18 protein-coding genes and 3 tRNA genes are annotated in these 15,290 nt (G+C 62.3%); 15 read left to right on the top strand and 6 right to left on the bottom strand.

Annotated elements, in window-relative coordinates; all coding sequences use genetic code 11:
• Positions 1-233: 233 nt before the first annotated feature.
• Positions 234-641, bottom strand: coding sequence for a metallopeptidase family protein (locus IV500_RS02215; protein WP_196395177.1), 408 nt, complete (start codon positions 639-641; stop codon positions 234-236).
• A 147-nt stretch (positions 642-788) separates the two neighbouring features.
• Between IV500_RS02215 and IV500_RS02210 the strand changes: the two genes are divergently transcribed.
• From IV500_RS02210 to IV500_RS02175, 8 genes are all read left to right on the top strand, one after another.
• Positions 789-861 (top strand) — tRNA-Glu (locus IV500_RS02210).
• A 76-nt stretch (positions 862-937) separates the two neighbouring features.
• Positions 938-1,011: transfer RNA gene (locus IV500_RS02205), tRNA-Asp, on the top strand.
• A gap of 58 nt (positions 1,012-1,069) precedes the next feature.
• Positions 1,070-1,145: transfer RNA gene (locus IV500_RS02200), tRNA-Phe, on the top strand.
• 162 nt (positions 1,146-1,307) lie between these two features.
• Positions 1,308-1,772 (top strand): Asp23/Gls24 family envelope stress response protein, encoded by a 465-nt coding sequence (locus tag IV500_RS02195; RefSeq protein ID WP_196395176.1) that lies wholly within the window; start codon positions 1,308-1,310, stop codon positions 1,770-1,772.
• Positions 1,769-1,960 carry a DUF2273 domain-containing protein gene (locus tag IV500_RS02190; RefSeq protein WP_196395175.1) on the top strand — a complete coding sequence of 64 codons (192 nt, stop codon included), beginning with the start codon at positions 1,769-1,771 and terminating at the stop codon, positions 1,958-1,960. Before IV500_RS02195 ends, IV500_RS02190 begins: the two co-directional genes overlap by 4 nt.
• Complete coding sequence (locus IV500_RS02185; RefSeq protein ID WP_196395174.1) at positions 1,957-2,340, top strand: hypothetical protein; 384 nt, start codon at positions 1,957-1,959, stop codon at positions 2,338-2,340. Before IV500_RS02190 ends, IV500_RS02185 begins: the two co-directional genes overlap by 4 nt.
• 13 nt (positions 2,341-2,353) lie before the next feature.
• Positions 2,354-2,947 (top strand): DUF6286 domain-containing protein, encoded by a 594-nt coding sequence (locus IV500_RS02180; protein WP_230854341.1) that lies wholly within the window; start codon positions 2,354-2,356, stop codon positions 2,945-2,947.
• A complete protein-coding gene (locus IV500_RS02175; RefSeq protein WP_196395173.1) occupies positions 2,944-3,564 on the top strand; it encodes a hypothetical protein in 621 nt (206 codons plus the stop codon). Before IV500_RS02180 ends, IV500_RS02175 begins: the two co-directional genes overlap by 4 nt.
• Positions 3,565-3,582: 18 nt before the next feature.
• Here IV500_RS02175 and IV500_RS02170 read toward each other — a convergent pair whose 3' ends face one another.
• The gene (locus tag IV500_RS02170; RefSeq protein ID WP_230854340.1) at positions 3,583-5,493 is read right to left on the bottom strand and encodes a glycoside hydrolase family 13 protein; all 1,911 of its coding nucleotides are present in this window, start codon (positions 5,491-5,493) and stop codon (positions 3,583-3,585) included.
• A 158-nt stretch (positions 5,494-5,651) separates the two neighbouring features.
• Here IV500_RS02170 and IV500_RS02165 point away from each other — a divergent pair, with 158 nt between their 5' ends.
• The 5 genes from IV500_RS02165 (at position 5,652) to IV500_RS02145 (ending at position 10,404) form a co-directional block, all read left to right on the top strand.
• Positions 5,652-6,932, top strand: a complete 1,281-nt coding sequence (locus IV500_RS02165; protein ID WP_196395172.1) for an ABC transporter substrate-binding protein — start codon at positions 5,652-5,654, stop codon at positions 6,930-6,932.
• 283 nt (positions 6,933-7,215) lie between these two features.
• The gene (locus tag IV500_RS02160; RefSeq protein WP_230854379.1) at positions 7,216-8,130 is read left to right on the top strand and encodes a carbohydrate ABC transporter permease; all 915 of its coding nucleotides are present in this window, start codon (positions 7,216-7,218) and stop codon (positions 8,128-8,130) included.
• Positions 8,127-9,017 (top strand): carbohydrate ABC transporter permease, encoded by an 891-nt coding sequence (locus tag IV500_RS02155; RefSeq protein WP_196395170.1) that lies wholly within the window; start codon positions 8,127-8,129, stop codon positions 9,015-9,017. The genes IV500_RS02160 and IV500_RS02155 overlap by 4 nt, the downstream gene beginning before the upstream one ends.
• On the top strand, positions 9,017-9,286 hold the full coding sequence (locus IV500_RS02150; protein ID WP_196395169.1) for a hypothetical protein: 270 nt from the start codon (positions 9,017-9,019) through the stop codon (positions 9,284-9,286). Before IV500_RS02155 ends, IV500_RS02150 begins: the two co-directional genes overlap by 1 nt.
• Before the next feature lie 104 nt (positions 9,287-9,390).
• Entirely contained in the window at positions 9,391-10,404 is a 1,014-nt protein-coding gene (locus IV500_RS02145) for a LacI family DNA-binding transcriptional regulator (protein ID WP_230854339.1), read from the top strand.
• A gap of 9 nt (positions 10,405-10,413) precedes the next feature.
• Here IV500_RS02145 and IV500_RS02140 read toward each other — a convergent pair whose 3' ends face one another.
• The 3 genes from IV500_RS02140 to nadE are packed head-to-tail and all read right to left on the bottom strand — an operon-like array spanning position 10,414 to position 12,925.
• Positions 10,414-11,256, bottom strand: coding sequence for a DUF8083 family protein (locus tag IV500_RS02140; protein WP_196395167.1), 843 nt, complete (start codon positions 11,254-11,256; stop codon positions 10,414-10,416).
• Positions 11,257-11,259: 3 nt separating this feature from the next.
• Entirely contained in the window at positions 11,260-12,063 is an 804-nt protein-coding gene (locus tag IV500_RS02135) for an exodeoxyribonuclease III (RefSeq protein WP_196395221.1), read from the bottom strand.
• 40 nt (positions 12,064-12,103) lie between these two features.
• Positions 12,104-12,925 (bottom strand): NAD(+) synthase, encoded by an 822-nt coding sequence (gene nadE, locus IV500_RS02130; protein WP_196395166.1) that lies wholly within the window; start codon positions 12,923-12,925, stop codon positions 12,104-12,106.
• A 113-nt stretch (positions 12,926-13,038) separates the two neighbouring features.
• On the opposite strand from nadE, the gene pyrE reads away from it, so the two are divergent.
• The gene (gene pyrE / locus IV500_RS02125) at positions 13,039-13,611 is read left to right on the top strand and encodes an orotate phosphoribosyltransferase (protein ID WP_196395165.1); all 573 of its coding nucleotides are present in this window, start codon (positions 13,039-13,041) and stop codon (positions 13,609-13,611) included.
• 16 nt (positions 13,612-13,627) lie between these two features.
• On the opposite strand, the gene IV500_RS02120 is transcribed toward pyrE, so the two are convergent.
• Positions 13,628-14,368 carry an HAD-IIA family hydrolase gene (locus tag IV500_RS02120; protein ID WP_196395220.1) on the bottom strand — a complete coding sequence of 247 codons (741 nt, stop codon included), beginning with the start codon at positions 14,366-14,368 and terminating at the stop codon, positions 13,628-13,630.
• A gap of 205 nt (positions 14,369-14,573) precedes the next feature.
• Between IV500_RS02120 and IV500_RS02115 the strand changes: the two genes are divergently transcribed.
• A complete protein-coding gene (locus IV500_RS02115) occupies positions 14,574-15,236 on the top strand; it encodes a TrmH family RNA methyltransferase (RefSeq protein WP_196395164.1) in 663 nt (220 codons plus the stop codon).
• Positions 15,237-15,290: the final 54 nt, after the last annotated feature.

Here is a 15,290-nt window from a genome sequence, read left to right as displayed (position 1 = left end):
GCTTCGACGGAAGCGGGCTCGCGGGCGGGACAGGAGATAGCCGGGCTGCATTCACACAGCAGTCCCGAGGCTACGTTGCCTACGTCACTTTGGCAACATTAAACACATGAATAACATGAACAACACGGGTGTCATTTGGTCTCATTGGCGGCGGCGTGTCGTTGCCACCAGTGCCTCGGCTGCGCCGACGGTGCCGCGCAGCCCGCTGTCTGCACCCGCTGCTGCCGCCGACGTCAGCCCCACCCCAACGCATGCAGCCGTTCGTCGTCGATGCCAAAATGGTGCGCAATTTCGTGAACCACCGTCACAGTGATTTCGTCAATGACTTCCTCCCGTGAGAGGCAGCTGTCCAGGATTGTCTGTCGGTAGAGAGTGATCCTGTCGGGCAATGAGCCGGCATCCCACCACCCGTCGCGTTCGGTCAGCGGCGTTCCCTCATAGAGTCCCAGCAGTGACGTCTGTGGATCTTCGTTCGGCCCCGGGTTGTACCGCTCTTCAATGAAGAAGGCGACATTTGTCATAGCCTGCGCCAGTTCCGGCGGAATGCGGGCCACTGCGGCCTCGGCAGCGTCCTGAAATTCCGCCAGCGTGAGTTCGCACCGGCCAAAATACGGCATGGACGCCAGAGGATCACGAGGCATGGCTCCAGCGTACTCTTGTCCTGGCTCTACCCAGCCGGCGCTAAACGGCACCCGGCGTTTTGTGTATTCCCTGCCGAGGCCCTATAGTTTTCTAAGTCCACTTCGGGAGGATTGCAGGCAACTGTGAGGGTCTCGAATGTGTCCGATGCCCCCATCGTCTAGCGGCCTAGGACACCGCCCTTTCACGGCGGCGGCACGGGTTCGAATCCCGTTGGGGGTACAAGAGAGCAGCATGATCGGTTCGAAAAGACTGATATGATGTAACTCTTGTTTCATGCGGAAGCGTGGAATTGCAAGGCCCTGTAGCGCAGTTGGTTAGCGCGCCGCCCTGTCACGGCGGAGGTCGCGGGTTCGAGTCCCGTCAGGGTCGCTTTGGTTTGTGGAGAGATCCGTCAAATCAGGTGACGTAGGTAGTTTGACTTCACCAAGGCTCTGTAGCTCAGTTGGTAGAGCGTTCGACTGAAAATCGAAAGGTCACCGGATCGACGCCGGTCGGAGCCACCACTGGAAGACCCGTAGTTCCCAATGCATGGGAGCCGCGGGTCTTTTCGCTTTAACTCTGCCGGTGCAGGCGGCCTGGACGTAGCGTTGCCTGCATACGTGCCGGTGCATAAGGTTACGGTAAGAGCAAGGGCAGCAGGACTCAGCAGAAGGAGGCGACATGGGATGGAGCACCAGGGCGTGCCGTTGATGGCTGGATCCAGTCAGACGCCGGTTGCTGCGGTCAGGGCGGGACGGACAATAATTTCCGAATCGGCGGTGGCGAAAGTGGCGGGGCTGGCAGCGCGTTCGGTCCCGGGCGTTCATGCCCTTGGCACCGGCGCCGGACGTTCGCTCGGGAGCACCGGGGTGCGTGCCGAAGTGGGCGCAACGCAGACCGCGCTGGACGTCAATTTAGTGGCCGAGTACGGAATTGAGCTCCAGCAGATGGCCGACGGCGTCCGGGCTGCGGTTTATGTTGCTGTCGAAAACCTCGTGGGGTTGAACGTCAGTGAGGTCAATGTGGAAGTCAATGACGTCCATCTTCCCGGCGCCGGGCAGCAGAAGCTGCCGGGTCGTTCCCGGCACAGTGCCTTTGCGGTCCGTGCCGCGGCTGGGGAACGCCCCGCCGGATATGGAGAGCAGCTGTGAATCGAACCATCCTTGGCATCGGAATCGGTGCGTTTCTTGCCTTTATGGCATTCGCTTTTGGCTTCTGGGGTTTCGTCGGTGCGGCAGTTTTCATGGCTGTGGGAGCGCTGATTGGGCGGGCAGCCGATGGAAAGCTTGATCTGCGCAGCGTTGCTGACGCCGTCACGGGAAGACGCTCATCATCGTGACCGGCGGCGCCGCACGGCAGGGGGAGTCCGGTTCCTTGGCGGGTCACAACAGGATAAGCACACAGGCCCTGACCAGTGTGGCTCGAGGGGCTGCTGCGGAAATTTTCGATGTGGCGCCGGCAGACGTGCGCGTCAGCTTCGCCGATGACGGTGGCCTGCTTGCGCTGTCTGTGTCGTTGCCGATCGGCATCCCGCCGCTGACCGCCGTCGTGCGCGATCCCGATCGGGTCGCCGCCCACGGCGGACCCATTTGGTCCCGTGCGGTCCATGCGAAAGTTGCCATCCTTGACCGGGTGGCAGCGCTAAGCGGCTCCGGCCTGAGCCGCGTGAATATCCGGATTACCGGAGTCCGGGCGACGGAACGGAGCCGGGTCCGATGAAAAAGTGTCTGCGATGAGTAAGCCTGTTTCCGACGCGAAGCTAATGCGGCGAGTGCTCCGGCGCGAGAGCCATTCCTCCCGGGCTGCACTGTCCACTGTTGCTGCAGTGACCGTGACTGTTATTGCTGTCTATTTTCTGCTGGAGTCTGCGCTGCGTGCGCTTGGCCAGCCGCCTTGGCTGGCAGATCCGCTCACGGCGGCCCAGCGGGTCGCTGATCTTCCCGAAGGTATTGAACCGGGGCTGCTGGCTGCGCTGGGAGCTCTGCTGGCTTTGCTCGGACTGGTATTTTTTTTTACGGCCGTGCTGCCGGGGAAGCGGTCACGGCACGTGATTGCTGATGACCGGATAGCCGTAGTGGCCGATGATGAGGTGATTGCATCTGCGCTGGCCCGGTGTGCCAGGCTTGCGGCCGGGGTTACCCGGGAGCAGGTCCTGGTGGTCCTTTCGCGCCGGGCGGTGACGGTCAATATCCGTCCCACTTCAGGGGTACCGGTGGATGAATCGGCGGTACATGCCGCTGTGCAGGAGGAAGCGGGCCGGATGGCACTGGAACCGCGGCCGCAAGTGAGAATTAACGTGGCCGCCGTCGGGGTGGTCGGCGTATGAACGGCACGCCGCGGGCCCTTAACCGGCTGCTCCTTGGCCTTTTGGGGCTGATCTTCCTCGGAGCGGGAGCGCTTCTGATTGCTCTCGCGTCGATCCCCGTGGTGGGGCGTTGGTGGCAGGACTGGGCGAAGCCCGCAACGGAACAACTGAGTTCCCTGGCGGCGGGAACCATTTTGCCCGGGCGCAGTAACAGCTGGATCTGGATAGTGGTATCGCTGGTTCTGGTGGCGCTGATTATTGCGATGGTGGCGTGGATTGCGAACCAGGGCAAGGGACGCAGCAATATTCTCGCGGATGAATATGGTGACGCGGATGACGACGGCGCAGCCGGCCGGGTGGTTATCAGCGGCGCCGTGGCGGAGCAGGCGCTTAAAACGGCGCTGGCCGAACGTACGGACCTGCTGGCCGCGACGGTAAGCACCTACGAGGTACGCGGCCGGCCGGCGCTGCGGGTGCACGTTTTCCCGCGGCAAGGGGTCTCCCCGCACAAGGTGGCGGCAGAGGTGTCCACCCTGGTCCGGGCGCTGGACCTGGTGGCCGGCCGTCAATTACCGGTCCTACTGAGTATCGGATCGGGGACGCGAACCAGGTTTACCAGGGTCGACCGCGTCGAGTAGGGCACAGCGGGGAACGTCTTAAACCCGCGGAACCAGCCACACCGAGCTGTTCGCGGCCAGGACTTCGCCGTCGGCCGAGGAGGCGGTGCTGGCCAGTTCCACTGTGTAACCTTCCGGCAGCGGGATCGGCTCGTCGCCGACGTTCGCCAGCACCAGCAGCGATCCGTTTCGGTAGGCGAGGATCCCCTCGCCGGGCCTGTTAAGCGGGCTCCAGATCAGCAGACCGTGTCCGGTGTCGAGGCGCGCACGCAGGGCCAGGGCCCGGCGGTAGAACTCCAGGGTGGAACCGGGGTGTCCTTCCTGCCGGTCCACGGCATATTTTGCAAATGCCTCCGGTTGCGGAAGCCACGGCGCCTGTACCATGTCGGTGCCGCCCATGTCGGTGACACTGGCTGCGTTGACACTGGCTGCGGGGACACTGTCATCACTGACACCGTCAGCACTGACACCGTCAGCACTGACACCGTCAGCAGGGCCGCCAAATCCGTAACCGGGGGCGTTGGCCCGCCAGGGCAAGGGGACCCGGCACCCATCCCGGCCGCTCTCCGCCCCGTTGGTCCGAAAAAACGAGGGGTCTTGGCGGTCCTGGGCTGCCAAGGTGGTGTGCTCCGGAAGCCCCAGCTCCTCACCCTGATAGAGATAGGCCGATCCGGGCAGGCCGAGCATAATCAAGGTCGCCGCGCGTGCGCGTCTGAGACCGAGCTCCTCATCGGGCTGCTCGTCTTCGGAACTAATTCCCTTGGGGAAAGTTGTCGGATCGCTGAGCCCGAAGCGGGAGGCTTGCCGCACCGTGTCATGGTTGGACAGTACCCAGGTGGCCGGCGCGCCCACCCCTGAAGCGGCGTCGAGGGATTCATCGATCGCCTTGGCCATTCGCCGCGCGTTCCACCCGGCCAGCAGGAAGTCGAAATTGAAAGCCTGTTGCATCTCATCCTCGCGGACGTACCTGGCCAGTCGCGAGGCAGGCTCGACCCAGGCTTCGGCTACCATCATTCGGTCGCCCTCGTATTCCATAAGCACCTGGTGCCAATCGCGGTATATCTCGTGCACGCCGTCCTGGTCCAGGTACGGTGACGGCGGATCCATCGCCGGTTTCGGCCGGTACTGCGGCGGATCCGCTGACGGGTCCAGGACGTCGTGAAGCCGCTGCGGCGCAGCGGTGTGCGGAGCCTGGTCCGAAGCATCGCTGCCTTCGACCATCGCCGCCTGCCCGGACCAGTCCGGAAGTCCCTTTTCCTTGACAAGTCCGTGCGCCACATCGACGCGGAAGCCGTCCACCCCACGATCCAGCCAGTAATGCAGCACCGAGCGCATTTCCTCGCGCACCTCGGCGTTATCCCAATTCAGATCCGGCTGCTTGGTATCGAAAAGGTGCAGGTACCATTGTCCCGGCTGGCCGTCTTCCTGGAGCCGGGTCCAGGCGTTACCGCCAAAAATCGACTGCCAGTTGTTGGGCGGAATCTCCCCGTGCGCTCCCTTCCCGTCGCGGAAAAGGTAACGGTCCCGCGCCGGGGAACCGACCGGGGCCGCCAATGCCTCTTCGAACCACGCGTGCTCGTCGGAGGTGTGGTTTGGTACCAAATCCACGATGACCTTGATCCCCATGTCGTGTGCCTGCGCCAGCAGAGCGTCAAAATCGCGCAGTTCGCCAAAGCGCGGGTCCACGGCGCGGTAGTCTGCGACGTCATAGCCGGCATCGGCCTGCGGGGAGAGATAAAACGGGGAAAGCCAGATCGCGTCAATACCCAGCCGCCGCAGGTAGGGCAAACGGGAAGTCACACCGGGCAGATCCCCCATCCCGTCGGAATTGAAGTCCGCAAAGGAGCGCGGATAAATCTGATAGATCACCGCGTTGGCCCACCAGGGCGTCTGCGGACCGGCATCTGCCCCGACCCGCGAATCGCCGGACAGCGGGGTAGCGGAATCCATTTTTTCCTCCTGGGAGCAAAGATCACAATTTGATGTAAGCGCTTGCACAATCTTGAGCCAGCTTACTAGAGTGACTTGCACCACTCAATCTCACGCACCGGAAATTGCGCCGGAGCTGTGTGTATCAACTCATGTTTAGGTCAAGAGAAGAGCGCAGGATGAGAAACTCTAAGTCAATTGCACCCCTGGCGGTCGTGAGCGTGCTGGCATTGGCGCTGGCAGCCTGTAGCGGCGGTAGTTCCGGAGGATCAGGCGGGGCAGCCGGCGATGCGGCCAGCAACCTCACCGACCGCGGCCCTATTACCTACGTCCAAGGCAAAGACAACAGTAATGTCGTCCGTCCGCAGCTGGACAAATGGAATGCGGCCCATCCGGACGAGAAGGTGACGTTCAAGGAACAATCCGACAACGCAGACCAGCAGCACGATGACCTGGTGCAGAATTTCCAGGCCAAGAACGCCAGCTACGACGTTGCATCTGTGGACGTCATCTGGACCGCCGAATTCGCCGCAAAGTCCTGGCTGCAGCCGTTGAAGGACAAGATGGCGGTGGACACCTCGAAAATGCTGCCGGCGACCGTGAAAACGGGAACCTACAAGGACACGCTTTACGCCGTTCCGCAGGCTTCCGATGGCGGCTTGCTGTATTACCGCAAGGACCTGGTTCCCACTCCGCCCAAGACCTGGGACGAGATGATGGGCATGTGTTCGATCGCCAAGGACAAAGGGATCGGGTGCTACGCCGGTCAGTTCGCAAAGTATGAGGGCCTGACGGTGAATGTCTCCGAGGCGATCAACACCGCCGGCGGCACAGTGGTGGACAAGGACGGCAAGCCGACGGTAAATACGGATCAGGCCAAGGCCGGGATGAATAATCTGGTCAAGGCCTACAAGGACGGGAACATTCCCAAGGAAGCCATCACTTTCCAGGAGGAGCAGGGCCGGCAGGCTTTTGAGGGCGGGAACCTGTTGTTCATGCGGAACTGGCCCTACGTGTACAACCTGGCCAAGACGGATGGTACCTCCACCGTGAAGGACACCTTCGGCGTCGCTCCCTTGCCGGGCAAGGACGGTCCCGGTGCTTCCAGCCTCGGCGGCCACAATATGGCCATCAGCGCGTATTCCAAGCACAAGGCCACGGCTCTGGATTTCGTAAATTTCATGACCAGTGAGGAATCCGGCAAGTTCTACGCCACGCAGGGTTCGCTCGCTCCTGTGATGGCCTCGCTGTATACGGACCCGGATCTGGTTAAGCAACTGCCGTACCTCCCGGTGCTGAAGACCTCCATCGAGAACGCGGTTCCGCGGCCCGTGACGCCGTTCTACCCGGCTGTCACCAAGGCGATCCAAGACAATGCGTATGCCGCGCTGAAGGGTGAGAAGTCCGTTGATCAGGCTATGTCTGATATGCAGACGGCGATCAGCTCCGCAAGTTCCTAACAGCAGAGCCCTGCGGGCGGCCCGGCGCCGCCCGCAGGGGCCTGTGGCAGTAACTACCGGCTAACTACCAGCTCAAATCACAGCAAAGCCAAGCAGGCACGCCTTGTCTGCCGGAGCAGCGATCGATTCCGTTTGGAAAGGAGGGGACATGTCAATCGGAGCGGAACCAACGACGACGCACCGGGCTAAGAGCCCCAAACCGGAAAAACCGGTTAAGCAGGGAAAAGAAGCCAGCGGGGTCGGGCAGGACAACAGGGCCAAGAGCCAGGGCAAATGGGCAACGATGCTCATAGCTCCGACGCTGATCCTGCTGGCAATAGTCATTATCTACCCCGTCATTAATGCAATTGTGATGTCTCTGCAGCATGATCAGGGGCTCGATCCGGTCACGGGAACATTCGTGGCGGGCGGTTTTGCCGGCGTCTCCAACTACATCGGCTGGCTGTTCCAGCAGTGCGCATCACCCAACGGCGGGACGGAAGCGTGCGCCCCGGGAAGTGTCGGTTCGCAGTTTTGGAGCGCCACCTACACCACGTTTTTCTTTACCGTGATCACGGTAGTTCTGGAGACCATTTTGGGATTCTGGATGGCCATCATCATGGCCCGCGCGTTCCGTGGGCGCAGCGCACTGCGTGCCGCCGTCCTGGTTCCCTGGGCGATTCCCACCGCAGTCACCGCGAAGCTGTGGTTCTTTATCTTCGCCTTTGAAGGGATTGCCAACAAGCTCTTCGGCACGGCCGTCCTCTGGACGGGTAGTTCAGGGCCGGCACGAGCGGCCATCATCATCGCCGATGTCTGGAAGACGACGCCCTTCATGGCCCTGCTGATCCTTGCCGGGCTGCAGATGATCCCGGCAGATGTGTACGAAGCCGCCAAGGTCGACGGCGCATCGACCTGGCAGCGGTTCACCCAGATCACCCTGCCGTTGGTCAAGCCGGCGCTCATGGTGGCCATTTTGTTCCGCGTGCTGGACGCGCTGCGGATGTACGACCTCCCGGCCATTATGACCGGCGGCGCCAATGACACCACCACACTGTCCCTGCTGGTAGTGGCACAGATCCGTAATGGCTTCAATTCAGCTGCGGCGCTTTCCACCATCACGTTCCTGATTATCTTCATCGTCGCTTTCATCTTTATAAGATTCCTCGGCGCGAACGCCGTGGACGCGGCCTCCGGTGGAAAGGGGAAAGGAAAATGACAGCTTCAACACTGAAGGCTGCGGCGTTTGATTCGGCACCGAAAACGGCCGCCCGGAATCGGGCCCGGTGGGCCAGCGGCAGGACATACATTAGTGCAGCGCTGATTTTCATCTGGTGCCTGCTGCCGTTTTACTGGATGATCGTGACGGCATTCCGGGACGTCGGCTACACCTTCGATCCCACGCCGTTCTTCACGCACGTCACCTGGGACAACTTCATCACGGTGTTCTCCACCGACTTGGGCAACCACTTTGCCCGGAACCTGCTGAACTCCTTCATCATTGGCGGAGTAACCACCGTCGTCGCTCTGGTGGTCGGCGTCTTCGCAGCCTACGCGTTGGCGCGGCTGGAATTCCGCTTCAAGTTTTTGGTTCTCGGATTCATCCTTGGTGCCTCGATGTTCCCGGGCGTTGCCCTCGTCACGCCGCTGTTCCAGCTGTTCACCAACATTGGCTGGTACGGCAGCTACCAGGCCATGATCATTCCGGACATCTCCTTTGTACTCCCGCTCACCGTCTATACGCTGACTTCGTTTTTCCGCGAAATGCCGTGGGAGCTGGAGGAGGCCGCCCGGATCGATGGCTGCACACAGGGACAGGCTTTCCGCAAGGTGATAATGCCTCTGGCTGCCCCTGCCATCTTCACCACTGCAATTCTGGCGTTCATCGCGGCCTGGAACGAGTTCCTGATCGCCAGCCAGCTCTCCAACGATGAGACTAAACCGGTCACGGTGGCCATCGCGTACTTCGCGGGGGCCCAGCCGCATCAGGAGCCGTACACGGCGGTCATGGCGGCTGGAACGGTGGTCACCATTCCGTTGGTGATTTTGGTGCTGATCTTCCAACGCAAGATCGTTGCCGGGCTGACGGCCGGGGCGGTGAAATAATGCGCGGCTCCGCACGCGTACCGGCGCCGGGCCGGGCGGTCCGGCCAGGTGTCAGCCATCGCCAGCGTTCGGGGGAGGATTTTGACATCATCATTGGCTTCCTCGCCTTCTGGGGAGTAATTCTGCTGGCGATGACGCTCTGGCTGGAAATCACGGGTCAGCCGGCTTTGGGCTGGGCGATGGGGCTGTTGGCCATTGTGCTGGCCCTGTGGGGAATGCTCCGGCTGCGCCGCAAATTGCCCCAGCGCCGGGCAAGGCGCCATATGTAGCTCCGCAAACGGCCAGCACGGCCGGTACCGCCGGTACGGCCAGCACAGCCAGGACCCGGCCACACCCGCCAGGATGCCCTAACAGCTTGAAGATGAGGGGACTGATGGTGGCAAGTATTGAAGATGTAGCGGCCGCCGCCAAGGTCTCCACCGCCACCGTTTCCCGCGCCATCCGCGGGCTGCCAAGGGTCAGCCCGGTCACCCGGGCCCGAATTTTGGCCGTGGCAGATGACCTCGGATACGTTGCCTCTCCGTCGGCCAGCACGTTGGCCACCGGGCGTACGCGGACCATTGGAGTGCTGGCTCCGTTCGTGGACAGGTGGTACTTCGGCCGTGTCATCGAGGGCGTGGAGCAGGAGCTAAGGGAGCATTCCTATAATCTCCTCCTGTTCAGCCTGGGCGGGTATGCCTCAGACAGGCAGCGGCTGTTCAACCGGAACATGGTGCGCAAACAAATGGACGCGCTGGTGGTGCTTTGCTTGTCCCTGTCCGATCAGGAGCTCGAACAGCTGCACCGCACCGAGATCCCGCTCGTCGCCGTCGGCGGTCCGGTCAGCGGCTGCAGCAGCGTCCGTATTGATGATTCACTGGCGGCCGCTGCCGCGACGCAGCATCTTCTTGATCTGGGCCACCGGGATATCGGCCATCTGCATGGCGGCTGGGAAGACCAGCTGAACTTCACTGTTCCCGGTTTGCGGACCGAGGGGTTCGAGTCGACGCTGCACGCCGCCGGCCTGGGACCTCGCTCGGAATGGGAGGTGGAGGGGGACTATACCGTTCGCAATGGAGTTCGCGCCGCCGTCCGGCTGTTCGACAGCCCGTCCCCGATGCCGACGGCTGTTTTCTGTGCCTCGGATGAAATGGCGCTGGGATTGATGTTTGAGGCACGCCGGCGTGGAATCCGGATCCCGGAGGACTTGTCCATCATAGGCATCGACGACCACGAGTTTTCCGAGCCTGCGGGGTTGACCACCGTCGGGCAGGATCCGACCGCGCACGGCTCGATTGCGGCCCGCATGCTGATCGCCGAGCTCGCGGGCAAGACCGGGGCCGTGCGGGACAGCGTGGTGGCACATCAGCTGATTGTCAGGGGTACGACGGCGCCGCCGTGCCGTTGAGCGGATCAGTCAGGATGCGCGGGCCAGCTGCCGGATGGGTATCCAGCGCGACGCCAGCCTGCGGTAGGCGGCCGCCGCTCCGGTCAGGTCTCCCTCGGCCAGGCATTCGAGCCCCAGCCTTACGTCCATCGGGGAATCATCGGGGTAGACGCGATCCGCCACCGGGCCGTAATCGAGCTCCAGGATGGATTCGTCCCGGAATCCCTCAAGCCAGTTCGCCACGTTTGCCAATTCTTCGTGCAGGTCCAGCTCTTCCGCTGTGCCTTCGAGCATGGTCAGGCAGGCTTCGGCACGCCGAAGCGCAATCGTCAGAGGCACCTGGATCCGTACCGTCAGAATGCGGCCCGAAGACTCCACCACCTCGGTCCGGTCCGTCTCCGTCACCAGCACAAACCAGCTGAACGGAATGCCCCACGTGGATATCCTGGTGAACGGCGGGCCAGGATATCCCGGCGCTGCCTCCGTCCGGCGCTGATGTGGTTCCCGGAACCGCTCGGGCACCAGCATGCCGGCCAGTTGCGCAGTGTACCCCCGGTGGAATTCGTCCACTGCAGCAAAGGAACGGATCACCATCTGGCCCGGGGAGTACAGGAGCGGCCCGTCCTCGGCAAGGCGCAGCGTGCGGATTCTGTCCGCGGCGGCTGTGGGCAGCGGATCTCCATTGGGCCGGGTAACCCGGCCCAATGAATCGGCAAGTTCCTGCACATCCACGGCCGTCCGGCTCTGATCCGGCAGGAGGTGTTCCCCGATGTAGCGCTGCTCCAGCGTGGTAAATGCCGTCATCGGGGAGAATATGCGCAGGCTGGAGACGAAAGGAAGCGACGTTCCACCCAAATACAGCCCGCTGCGCATGGATCAGCCCAATTCCACGACGACGGGCGCGTGATCGGAGGCACCCTTGCCCTTGCGTTCTTCCCGGTCGATGGCAGCCCCGGTGACGCGGGCGGCCAGCGCCGCGGAGGCCAGGATAAAGTCGATCCGCATGCCTTGCTTCTTGGGAAAGCGCAGTTGGGTGTAGTCCCAATATGTGTAGACGCCGGGCCCGGGGGTGAAAGGACGCACCACATCGGTAAAGCCGGCTGCTTCGAAGGCATGAAAGGCCGCGCGCTCCGGAGCGCTGACATGTGTCAGGCCTTCATTAAGGAAGTAATCGATGTCCCACACATCCTCGTCACGTGGAGCGATGTTCCAATCACCCATGAGGGCAATTTGGGCCGCCGAGTCCGAGGACAGCCCGGATACGGCGTGTTCCTTCAGGGCTGCCAGCCAGGAAATCTTGTAGGGCATATGCGGATCTGACAGCGATCGGCCGTTGGGTACATACAGGCTCCAGACGCGGACGCCATTGCAGGTTGCCGCGATCGCGCGGGCCTCCTGAATTGGGTCCTTGTCGTCCTTACCGAAGGCCGGCTGGGCAGCGAAGGTGCGTTCGACGTCGTCGAGCCCTACCCGGGAGGCAATAGCGACTCCGTTCCACTGGCTGAATCCGAAGTGTGCCACCTCGTACCCGTTGTTCTCGAACATTTCCCACGGGAAATTCTCGTCTTTGCACTTGGTTTCCTGAATGGCCAGAACATCCACGTCGGTTCGGCGCAGCCAGTCCTCCACGCGGTCTGCGCGGGCACGCAGCGAGTTAACATTCCAGGTCGCTATTTTCATGGGCTTCGCAGTCTTCACATCATCCAATTTACCGAACTCCTTACTTCCACCAGGTATCCAGCAGGGACACCGGGACAGTGCGTTTATGCCGGGTGGCGAGGTAGCGCTTTTCAATAGCCTGCGCATCCGTCACTAAGACGTCCTTCCCCTCCAAATAATCGTCGATCACGTCGTAGCGCAGTCCAAGCTCGTCCTCGTCGGTGCGGCCGGGCACCCCATCCAGCAGATCCGCCGTCGGTACCTTGTCGTAGAGCCGCGCGGGCGCATTGAGCTCACGCAGCAGCGCACGGTTCTGGCGCTTGTCCAGCGTGTACAGCGGCAATACGTCGGCGCCGCCGTCACCGAACTTCGTAAAGAAACCGGTCACCGATTCGGCCGCGTGGTCGGTCCCGATCACCAGGAGATTCCTGGCGCCGGCCAAGGCGTATTGAGCCACCATTCTTGCCCGGGCCTTGATATTGCCTTTCGTGAAATCCGCAATTGACTCCCCGGTGGTGGCCGCGAACTCAGCCACAAAACCATCCACTGCCGGCGCCACGTTATAGCTCCACGACGTCTTGGGCGCGATAAACTCCATGGCCCGCTGCGCGTCCTCCTCATCGGTCTGCCGGCCATAGGGGAGCCGGACCGCGACGAAGTCCGCGGCTGTCCCGGCGCCGTTCAACTCCTCTACCGCCAGTTGGGCCAGCCGGCCGGCGAGGGTGGAATCCAGGCCTCCGCTGACGCCCAGCACAAAGCCGCCGGCCCCCGTAGCCAGCAGGTACTCCTTGAGGAAGTCCACCCGGCGGCGGATTTCAGCAGCGGGATCAATACTGGGTTTTACGCCCATTTCCGCAATGATTTGTCTTTGGAGTTCACGCATACGTGCAAGCCTACTGTGCTGCTTTAAACGACCGTGCGGCTTGGCGGGGAACTTGCCCCCGGCCCGGGGAACTCCGGTGCCGGAGAAACCGCTCCCTATATAGGATGGAAGCCATGACTGCGCCCCTGGATCTGCCCGCTGCCCGTTCCCGCCTCCTCGAACTGATCAAGGAACTGGCCATCGTCAGGGGCAAGGTGATCCTCTCCAGCGGCGCCGAGGCGGATTACTACATTGATCTTCGCCGCATCACGCTGCATCACGAAGCGTCCCGGTTGGTGGGGCAGGTCATGCTGGCACTGCTCGACGATGCCGGGATCACCGGCATCGCCGCAGCGGGAGGGCTCACTATGGGCGCCGATCCGGTGGGAACCGCCCTGATGCATGCCGCCGCGGACCAGGACCGGGCGATTGACGCGTTCGTAGTCCGGAAGGCGCAGAAGTCCTACGGCATGGGCCGGCAGGTGGAAGGTCCTCAAGTGCGCGGCCGGCGCGTTGTGGCCCTCGAGGACACCTCTACTACCGGAGGCTCCGCGATGACCGCCGTAGAAGCCCTGCGGCGCGCCGGCGCTGAGGTGGCTGCTGTGGCAGTGATCGTGGACCGGGATACCGGTTCCAAGGAGCGGATCGAGGCCGAGGCCGGCGTCCCGTACCTCTTTGCCTTCAGTAAGACCGATCTGGGGCTTTAAGTCATCGGCTCCGGCGCTAAATACGCGGAATCAGATCCGCTACCGAATTCAGGATTTCATCCGGCCGGAACGGGTAAGCGTTCACGTCCTCGGGTTGCGTGATTCCGGTCAGGACCAGGACGGTGTGCAGCCCCGCCTCCATGCCCGCGATAATATCCGTGTCCATCCGGTCGCCGATCATCGCGGTGGTCTCCGAGTGGGCCTCGATACGGTTCATGGCGGAACGGAACATCATCGGATTCGGCTTGCCGACAATGTACGGATCCCGGTTGGTTGCTTTGCTGATCAGCGCGGCGATCGCACCGGTAGCGGGGAGCGGCCCTTCCTTGGATGGACCGGTGGCATCCGGGTTGGTGGCAATGAAACGTGCGCCGTCGGCAATCAGCCGGATCGCCTTGGTAATGGCTTCGAAGGAGTAGGTGCGCGTTTCGCCGAGCACCACGTAATCCGGATTCTGATCCGTGAGAATAAAACCTGCCTCGTGCAGGGCAGTGGTCAGTCCGGCCTCGCCGATCACGAAGGCCTTACCATGCGGCATCTGGCCCTTGAGGAACTGCGCCGTGGCCAGCGCGGATGTCCAGAGGTTTTCCTCCGGTATTTCCAACCCCGAACCCCTCAGCCGCGCCGAGAGATCCCGCGGCGTATAAATAGAGTTATTGGTCAGCACCAGAAAACGCTTGGACGTATCCACCCACCGCTGCAGCAGTTCGACGGCGCCCGGGACAGCCTGGTTTTCATGGACCAGTACGCCATCCATGTCCGTCAGCCAGCACTCAATGTCCTGCGTCCTGCGCGGTTCGAGGTTTCCCACGTCAGCGTCCTCCTGGTTGTTGATAACTGGTTGAAAAAAGCTGAATGCGAACGCCGCTGTCCGTCGCCAGTCTTTCAGAAAACAGACTTTCAGGCTACGCGCATCACCGGGCAGGGACTTCGGCACGCAGCGGCAACGGTACTGTTGACAGGTGAATACGCAGCAAGGCGACGACGGCGGCACGCCTGCGCCGGATCCACACCAGCCGGCGGTGGGCGTCGGCCCGTGGCAGGGCGCCCGGCCGGCCGGTGACCACTGGGACCAGGAACTGCTGGCCGCCGGCGATACCCGCAACGTCGTGGACGAGTACCGGTATTGGAATCACGAAGCGATCGTGGCGGATCTGGACGCCAAACGCCACAACTTCCACGTCGCCATCGAGAACTGGCAGCATGACCTCAACATCGGTTCCGTCGTCCGCTGCGCCAACGCTTTTCTGGCCAAGGAAGTGCACATCATTGGTCGACGGCGGTGGAACCGACGCGGTGCGATGGTCACGGACCGCTATCAGCATGTGCGGCATCATCCCAGTGTCGAGGAATTTGTCCAATGGGCTCAGTCCGAGGGCCTGGCCGTGATCGGAATCGACAACTTCCCCGATTCGGTCCCGCTGGAAACCTACGACCTGCCCCGCGATTGCGTCCTGGTCTTCGGCCAGGAGGGACCGGGTCTGACCGATGAGGTGCACGCGGCGGCTGCGGCCACCTTGTCGATTGCCCAGTTCGGCTCCACCCGGTCCATCAATGCCTCAGCCGCTGCAGCCATCGCGATGCACGCGTGGATCCGCCGGCACGTTTTCAGCCAGCATATCTAGGGACTTCCGGCAGCATACTGCCGCGTCGTCCGGGTCTGGCTAGGATGGAGGTAG

Origin of the sequence: Arthrobacter terrae, assembly GCF_015708085.1 — a bacterium.
Taxonomy (GTDB): Bacteria; Actinomycetota; Actinomycetes; order Actinomycetales; family Micrococcaceae; genus Arthrobacter_M; species Arthrobacter_M terrae.
This window is presented reverse-complemented; position numbering and strand designations above follow the sequence as displayed.